Annotated in this window: 5 protein-coding genes and 1 pseudogene; 2 read left to right on the forward strand and 4 right to left on the reverse strand. The window is 74.0% G+C overall.

The genetic code is table 11. The features are described 5' to 3' along the window. Positions 1–53 precede the first annotated feature (53 nt). The 3 genes from AB4039_RS32000 to AB4039_RS32010 form a co-directional block, all read right to left on the reverse strand. Positions 54–1,145 carry a FecCD family ABC transporter permease gene (locus AB4039_RS32000; protein ID WP_442272412.1) on the reverse strand — a complete coding sequence of 364 codons (1,092 nt, stop codon included), beginning with the start codon at positions 1,143–1,145 and terminating at the stop codon, positions 54–56. Continuing rightward, entirely contained in the window at positions 1,142–2,188 is a 1,047-nt protein-coding gene (locus AB4039_RS32005) for an iron chelate uptake ABC transporter family permease subunit (RefSeq protein ID WP_266838307.1), read from the reverse strand. Before AB4039_RS32005 ends, AB4039_RS32000 begins: the two co-directional genes overlap by 4 nt. 141 nt (positions 2,189–2,329) lie before the next feature. Then, positions 2,330–3,388 (reverse strand): HAD hydrolase-like protein, encoded by a 1,059-nt coding sequence (locus AB4039_RS32010; RefSeq protein WP_442272413.1) that lies wholly within the window; start codon positions 3,386–3,388, stop codon positions 2,330–2,332. Positions 3,389–3,525: 137 nt separating this feature from the next. Here AB4039_RS32010 and AB4039_RS32015 point away from each other — a divergent pair, with 137 nt between their 5' ends. Continuing rightward, positions 3,526–4,800 (forward strand): DUF1015 domain-containing protein, encoded by a 1,275-nt coding sequence (locus AB4039_RS32015; protein WP_266838309.1) that lies wholly within the window; start codon positions 3,526–3,528, stop codon positions 4,798–4,800. Positions 4,801–4,870: 70 nt separating this feature from the next. On the opposite strand, the gene AB4039_RS32020 is transcribed toward AB4039_RS32015, so the two are convergent. Then, positions 4,871–5,740, reverse strand: coding sequence for a tetratricopeptide repeat protein (locus AB4039_RS32020; protein ID WP_266841539.1), 870 nt, complete (start codon positions 5,738–5,740; stop codon positions 4,871–4,873). Between the two features lie 15 nt (positions 5,741–5,755). On the opposite strand from AB4039_RS32020, the pseudogene AB4039_RS32025 reads away from it, so the two are divergent. Further along, positions 5,756–6,243: pseudogene (locus tag AB4039_RS32025) on the forward strand (hypothetical protein); the annotation flags it as partial.

The raw sequence follows: 6,243 nt of genomic DNA on the forward strand, positions 1-6,243 counted from the left end.
CGGCGCCTTGCCGGGCTCGTTGCCGGGCGCGGGGAGCCCGGCTCCCCGCGCGCTCATATGCGTCCCGCCCTGCGCTCGGTGACGAGCAGCCAGAGCAGGTAGACGCCGCCGACCAGGCCGGTCACCACGCCCACCGGCAGCTGGTCGGCGCCGAAGGCCCGCTGCGAGGCCAGGTCGGAGGCCAGCAGCAGGACGGCGCCCATCAGCGCGCCGGTGAGCAGGTTCGGGCCGGGCGAGCGCGTCAGCCGCCGGGCCAGCTGGGGCGCGGCCAGGGCGACGAAGCTGATCGGGCCGGCCGCGGCGGCCGCCGCGGTGGTCAGCAGGACCGCCGCGAGCATCAGCAGCATCCGGGTCCGTTCCACCGGCACGCCCAGCGCGTACGCGCAGTCGTCGCCCATCTCGATCATCCGCAGGGCCCGGTTCTGCCCGAGGACCAGCGGGAACAGCAGCGCGCAGGTCGCCAGCAGCGGCCAGACCTGGGACCAGTCGCGGCCGGCCAGCGAACCGGTCAGCCAGACCATCGCCCGGGTGGCGTCGACGAGCTGCGCCTTGGCGATCAGGTACTGGATGACGGCGACGAGGACGGCGGAGGAGCCGATGCCGACGAGCACCAGCCGGTAGCCGTGGACCCCCTGCTTGTACGCGAGCAGGTAGACGGCGGCGCCGGCGAGCACCCCGCCCGCCACCGCACCGGCCGCGACCTCGGCCGCACCGCCCTTGAACAGGATGATGACGGCGAGCGCGCCGACCGCCGAGCCGTACCCGAAGCCGAGCAGGTCGGGGGAGCCGAGAGGATTGCGCGAGACGGACTGGAAGACCGCCCCGGCCATCCCGAGGGCCGCGCCGACCAGCACCGCGACCAGCACCCGCGGCAGCCGCAGGTCATTGACGATGAAGTCGTCGGCGGGGCTGCCGTTGCCCAGCAGCGTCCGTACGACGTCTGCCGGGGCGATCTCGAAGTCGCCGGTGCCGATGAGCACGACCGCCAGGGCCAGCGCCACGGCGGCCAGCACCACCCCGGTCACCAGGGCGCGGCCCTCGACGCGCAGCGAGACGCCGCCGGGTCCGCGCAGCGCGCGCAGCCGGGCGCCCTTCGCCGGCGCCTGCGCGGTCGTGTTCGCCGGGGCGAGGGGGGTCGCGGTCACAGCTGGGCCATCCTCTTGCGCCGAACCAGGTAGATGAAGACGGGACCGCCGATGAGCGCGGTGACGATGCCGACCTGGAGCTCGCCGGGCCGGGTGACGACCCGTCCGACCACGTCGGCGCCCAGCAGCAGCACGGGCGACAGCACCGCCGAGTACGCGAGCACCCAGCGCATGTCGGGCCCGGTGACCAGGCGCACCAGGTGCGGGATCATCAGCCCGACGAAGACGATCGGCCCGCACGCGGCGGTCGCGGCCCCGCACAGCAGGGTGATGGCGACCATGGCCGCGACGCGGGTCCGGGTCAGGTGCGCGCCGAGCGCCCGCGCGGTGTCGTCGCCCAGGGCCATCGCGTTGAGCGGCCGGCCGAGCGCGAGCGCGAGCACGGCCCCGGCCAGCAGGAAGGGGGCCACCTGAGTGACGGTGTCCATGGTGGCGGAGGCGAGCGAACCCACCGTCCAGAAGCGCAGCTTGTCCAGGGCCTTGCTGTCCATCAGCTGGACCGCGTTGATGTAGCCGACGAGCGCCGCGCTGGCCGCCGTACCCGCGAGCGCGAGCCGCACCGGCGTCGCGCTGCGGCTGCCGCCGAGCACGTAGACGAGGACCGAGACGAGCGCGGCGCCGAGGAAGGCCCACCACACGAACTCGTCCAGGGAGTCCGCCCCGAGGAAGCTGATCGCCGAGACGACGGCCGCCGCGGCGCCCGCGTTGACGCCGAGGATGCCGGGCTCGGCCAGCGGATTGCGGGTCAGCGCCTGCATCACCGCTCCGGACAGGCCGAGGGCCAGCCCGACCATCACGCCCAGGAGGGTGCGCGGGATCCGCAGGTCCCGTACGACCACGTCCTCGGTGGTGCCCGTGAAGTGGAAGAGGCCGTGCCAGACCTGTTCCAGGGGCATCGCCCTGGCGCCGACGGCGATGCTCGCCACCACCACCAGGGCCAGTACGACGAGGGCGGCCAGCAGACCGGCCGCACGGGCGCCGTGGCGCGCACGGGCGGCGGCTGCCGGCGCCGCGCTCTGTTCAGGGGGACTCTCGACCAACACGAAGGTTAGGTTAGCCTACCCTCTGATCGAAAGATCCCATCGAACGGCCGAACGCTCCCGGCACCGCCCGCCACCCCCSGCCTCCCCCCGAGCCCACGGTCCTGCGGCGCTGCGGCGCTGCGGCGCTGCGGCGCTGCGGCGCTAGGCCCCCTCACGCCCCTGGAACCCCTGGAGCCCCAGCAGGTCGAGGGCCTTCCCCGCGTCCAGAGCGCAGGAGCCCTCCCCCGCCCGCGTCCACGCCGCCGCGCACAGCGCCCGCAGCCCGTCCAGGGGGTCCCCCTCGCCCCGCAGGTCCAGTACGTCGTCCAGCGCGACCGCCGTCCACCCGCCGCAGCGGAAGCCGTCCCCGGCCTGCTCCACCTCCGGCTGCCCGGTCAGCAGCCCGCGCAGGTCCCGGTCCACGTACGTCGGCCGGTGCTGCGGCACGGCCCGCAGCAGCTGCGCCGCGTCCGTCACCCCGGTCAGCACCAGCAGCGAGTCCACCTCCCCGTTGAAGGCACCCTCGATGTCGGTGTCCAGCCGGTCTCCGACCACCAGCGGCCGCTCCGCCCCGGTGCGCAGCACCGTCTCCCGGTGCATCGGGGGCAGCGGCTTCCCCGCCACCTGCGGCTCCGCTCCCGTCGCGATCCGTACGACCTCCACGGCGGCCCCGTTGCCCGGCGCGATCCCCCGCGCCCCCGGGATCGTCAGGTCGGTGTTCGACGCGAACCACGGCACCCCGCGGTTGACCGCGTACGCCGCCTCCGCGAACCGCCCCCACGTCAGGTCCGGTCCCCCGTACCCCTGCACGACGGCCGCCAGCCCCTCCTCCTCGGCCGAGTCCACCGGCACCAGCCCCCGCTCGCGCAGCGCGACCCGCAGCCCCTCGCCGCCGATCACCAGCACCTTCGACCCCGGCTCCACCTGCTCCGCGATCAGCCGGGCCACCGCCTGCGCGGAAGTGATCACCTCGGCCGGATCCGTCGGGATGCCGAGCTCGCCCAGGTGCCCGGCGACGGCGTCCGGGGTGCGCAGCGCGTTGTTGGTGACGTACGCGAGGTGCATCCCCGCGGCCCGGGCCGCGGCGAGGGACTCCACGGCGTGCGCGACGGCCAGACCGCCCGCGTACACCACCCCGTCCAGGTCCAGCAGAGCCGTGTCGTAGGCCTGGTGGAGACCGCGCTGACTGCCGGCGGGGGTGGTCCTGCTCTGCGGGGTCATCTGGCCGCTCCTCATTCGCTGATTCCGCACCCCGCGTACTTCCGGGGCTTCTTTGGATCGATCTTGTCCAATTTTGCGCCGGTCCCGGTCACTCACCCGATCATCCCGCATCGCGAGACGGGTCTTACCATGCACCAATGACCACACCTGGCAACGCGGAGCACGGGCTGCGCCTGATCCCCTTCCACGGACTGCGCTACGTCCCGCAGCGCGTCGGCAGCCTCGCCGCCGTGACCTCCCCGCCGTACGACGTGGTCGTGCGCCCCGACGGAGTCGACTACCTCGAATCCGCCGATCCGCACAACATCGTGCGGCTGATCCTGCCGCAGGCCGAGACCCCGGCCGCGCGCAACGAACAGGCCGCCCGCACCCTCCGGGACTGGCTCGCCGAGGGCATCCTCAGCGCAGACCCGCACCCCGCGCTCTACGTCTACGAGCAGCGCAAGGCCGGCGTCCTCCAGCGCGGCATCATCGGCGCCCTCGCCCTGTCCGACGCCGGGGCCGGCATCGTCCTGCCCCACGAGGACGTCATGCCGGACGTGGTCACCGACCGGGCGGGCCTGATGCGCGCCACGTCGGCCAACCTCGAACCCCTCCTCCTCACGTACCTGGGCGACGGCCCCGGCACGGGAGCGGCCGCGGTCGTCGAGGCCACCGCCGCCCGTCGGCCCCCGCTGCTGTCGACCGTCACCGAGGACGGCTTCTGCCACAGCCTGTGGGCCATCACCGACCCCGCCGAACTGGCCGCCGTCACCGCCGACCTCGGCCACCGCCAGGCCCTGATCGCCGACGGCCACCACCGCTGGGCCACGTACCTGCGCCTCCAGCAGGAGCACGGCTCGCCCACCCCGTGGGACTTCGGCCTGGTCCTGCTCGTGGACACCGCCCGCTACCCGCTCCAGGTCCGCGCCATCCACCGGATGCTGCGCCGCCTGCCGCTGTCGCGCGCACTGGGCGCCCTCGACGGCTCCTTCCGGGTCCGCCCGGTCGACGGCCCGCTCCCGCTGGCCCTGGAGGCCCTCGCCGACGCCTCGGAACGCGGCAACGCCTTCCTGCTCACCGGCGACGGCACCTTCCACCTGGTCACCGACCCGGACCCGGCCCTCATCGAGCGGACCGTCCGCCACGACCGGCCCGAGGCCTGGCGCCGACTGGACGCGACCGTGCTGCACGCGACCCTGCTCGACGCGCTGTGGCAGATCCCGGACGCCCCCGACCAGATCACGTACATCCACGACGCCCCCGCCACCGTCGCCATGGCCGAACGCCACGGCGGCACGGCCGTCCTGCTGCACCCCGTACGGGAGGCGGTGGTCCGGGACCTGGCCCGCCAGGGCGTCACGATGCCCCGGAAGTCGACCTCCTTCGGCCCGAAGCCGGCCACCGGCCTGGTCCTGCGCAGCGTGGACTGACCGGGGGCCCACCGCTCCGGACATGCGAAAGGGCGGCACCCCCGAGGGGGTGCCGCCCTTTCGTCACGGATTACGCCTTGTCGCTCTCGTCGTCCTCGACGACCACGATCTCGTCGGTCGGGTCGACGTCGGCCTCGTCGAGGGGCTCGTCGAGGGGCTCGTACTCCTCGTCGTCCTCGTCGTAGTACTCGGCCTGGTCGGTGGCCCGCTCGGCGGCGGCCACCTCGGCGTCGTCCTCGTCCTCGTCGTCCTCGTCGTCCTCGTCGAGGTCGAGGTCGTCAGCGAGGTCCGCTTCCTCYTCCTCGACGGCGGCGGCGTCGACGAACTCGACCCCGTCGATCTCGGCCAGGCGGTCCGAGGCGTCGGTCGCCCCGTCCTTGTCGGCCTCCAGGGTCTTCGCGAACCACTCGCGGGCCTCGTCCTCGCGGCCGGCGGCCAGCAGGGCGTCGGCGTAGGCGTAGCGCAGGCGCGCGGTCCAGGGCTGGACGGTGTTGGAGGCCAGCTCCGGGCTCTGCAGGGTCACGATGGCGGCGTCGAGCTCGCCCATGTCCCGGCGGGCACCAGCCGCGACGAGACGCATCTCGACCTGGCCGGCCTTGTCCAGCTTCTGCACCTCGGGCTCGCCGGCCATGGCCAGGGCGCGCTCCGGACGGCCGAGGCCGCGCTCGCAGTCGGCCATGACGGGCCACAGCTCGACGGAGCCGGTCATCCGCTTGGAGGCGCGGAACTCTGCGAGGGCCTCGCTGTACTTCTGCGTGGCGTACGCGGCGAAGCCGGCGGCCTCACGGACGGCGGCGACGCGGGAGGCCAGACGCAGGGCGATGCGGGCGTACGCGTACGCCTGCTCCGGGTCCTCGTCGATGAGCCGGGCCACCATGACCAGGTTGCGCGAGACCTCCTCGGCCAGGCCCTTGGGCAGGCTCAGGAGCTCCTGACGCACGTCGGCGTCGATCTCGTGCCCGGTGACGTCCTCGTCGATCGGAAGCCGCTTGACCGGGTCGCGGTCGGCGCGGAAGTCGCGGTCGCCGCCACGGTCATCGCGACCACGGTAGCCACCACGGTCATCGCGGCCACCACGGAACCCACCACGGTCGCCACCGCGGTCCCCGCCACGGTCGTCACGGCGCGGGTAGGACGGGCGGTCGCCGCCACGGTCGTCACGACCGCCACGGAAACCACCGCGCTCGTCATCACGACGCGGGTAGGACGGACGCCCACCACGGTCATCGTCACGGCGGAAGGACGGACGGTCCCCACCACGGTCGTCGCGACGCGGGTACGAGGGACGGTCGCCACCACGGTCATCACGGCGCGGGTACGACGGACGGTCGCCACCACCGGTGGGACGGCCGCCACGGTCGTCATCACGACGCGGGTACGACGGACGCCCACCACGGTCATCGTCACGGCGGAAGGACGGACGGTCCCCACCACGGTCATCAC

The sequence above is a fragment of the Streptomyces sp. M-16 genome, assembly GCF_052114405.1.
In the GTDB taxonomy this organism is placed as follows: domain Bacteria; phylum Actinomycetota; class Actinomycetes; order Streptomycetales; family Streptomycetaceae; genus Streptomyces.

Bases quoted from the DNA above. Each gene is read 5' to 3' on its own strand.
- AB4039_RS32015 (WP_266838309.1), top strand. From the start codon at position 3,526: ATGACCACACCTGGCAACGCGGAGCACGGGCTGCGCCTGATCCCCTTC.
- AB4039_RS32010 (WP_442272413.1), bottom strand. From the start codon at position 3,388: ATGACCCCGCAGAGCAGGACCACCCCCGCCGGCAGTCAGCGCGGTCTC.